Raw genomic sequence first — 1,317 nt, 5'->3', positions numbered from 1 at the left:
GGGATAGATGATCAGCACGCCGCCGTGCCGCAGAATCTGTTCCGCCTGCGCCATCGCCGACTGCCCGGACACACTGTCGCGCCGCACCACCGGAATATGCCCCAGGCGCCGCACCAGCCACCCGACCACCGGCCACGACCACAGCTCGGCCATCGCGATGGCAATTGCCCTGCGCCGCAACGCTCCCCACAGGAATACCGCGTCCAGCATCGAGATGTGATTGCTCGCCACGATCACCGGCCCCGACTTCGGCACCAGCTCTCGCCCCGTCACGGTGACGCGCACGACATTCGACCACGCCAGCGTGCGCAGAATTCGCCGCACGAACTGCGTGGTGAGCCATGCCCGCTTCCCCAGCCCCTTGGGCCGACGCCCGGATTGCTCGCGCCGACGCCCGGATTGCTCGTTCATTTCCACCCCCCGATTCCAACGAACGGAGTCGATTCTCCCACGCGACACCGACATGTTCGGGCCCCGCTGTCGTGCGCCGGCGGGGACCGGCTACCGGTGGCGTGTGCGCGATCAATCCGCATCTCAACCAGAATAGGGGTAGCGGCGCATCCACTTGGTCATGATCCATTTTTCGCCGGCGAGGACCGGCGCTCCGGCGTGCTTTGTGACCGGGTCGAGCTGTCCGATGTTATTGAAGTATCGGAAATAAACGGCATTGCCTTTGCGTGGGGAAATCGAAATGTCTGCCTCGGGAAAGACAGTTTCCCCGCCGCGTTCGACGTCGTTGAGATATACCAGGAGTGTTGCCGTGCGCTGTCCGCCGCGAACGAGATGAGCGGCGTGCCCCGGTTGGTCCGGTGGAAAGTAGTCAAAATGGGGACGGTACTCGCCCCCGACCCCGTACCGCAGAATTTGCAGTCCCTCGCCGTTTTCCAATGGCCAGTTCATCAGGGCGGAGATTCGCCGATCGAGTCGGTCGATCAATGGGTTCTCGGACAACGTGAAATATGTGCCTTCGCTGGAGCGATTCTGAATCGTCTCCGTATGCCCGGTTTCGGGGTCGACGATCGTGGACCGTTGCAATTTGCCTTGGGACAGCTCGATCACCTGATCGCATTCGTCGGCGGAGAGCACATTGCCGAACAGAATCAGCTGCGGCCGCTCCACCCGCAATAAGGAGTAGATCTCGCGGTCGTGCGCGTGAACAATTGGATCCGGCGAAACGGGACACGTGTCGTACTCGTAGGACGAAGAGCCTGGGGCCTCTCCCGCCAGCACGGCACGCACCGCCGCCGAGGCCACATCCTTGTCGAATCCACCCCTGACCATCGATTCGACTACCGATTCGACAGAACAACCCCGTGC

General features: G+C 62.5%; 2 protein-coding genes. Both read right to left on the bottom strand.

Annotated elements, in window-relative coordinates; translation table 11 throughout:
* The coding region (locus ACGF5C_RS34630; protein ID WP_393308619.1) for a lysophospholipid acyltransferase family protein at positions 1-411 on the bottom strand (411 nt) is incomplete at its 3' end.
* Between the two features lie 123 nt (positions 412-534).
* Positions 535-1,317, bottom strand: a 783-nt coding sequence (locus ACGF5C_RS34625) for a 2OG-Fe(II) oxygenase (protein ID WP_393308618.1), incomplete at its 5' end; no start/stop codon positions are given.

The sequence above is a fragment of the Micromonospora sp. NPDC047620 genome, from assembly GCF_043205005.1.
Lineage (GTDB): Bacteria > Actinomycetota > Actinomycetes > Mycobacteriales > Micromonosporaceae > Micromonospora.
This window is presented reverse-complemented; position numbering and strand designations above follow the sequence as displayed.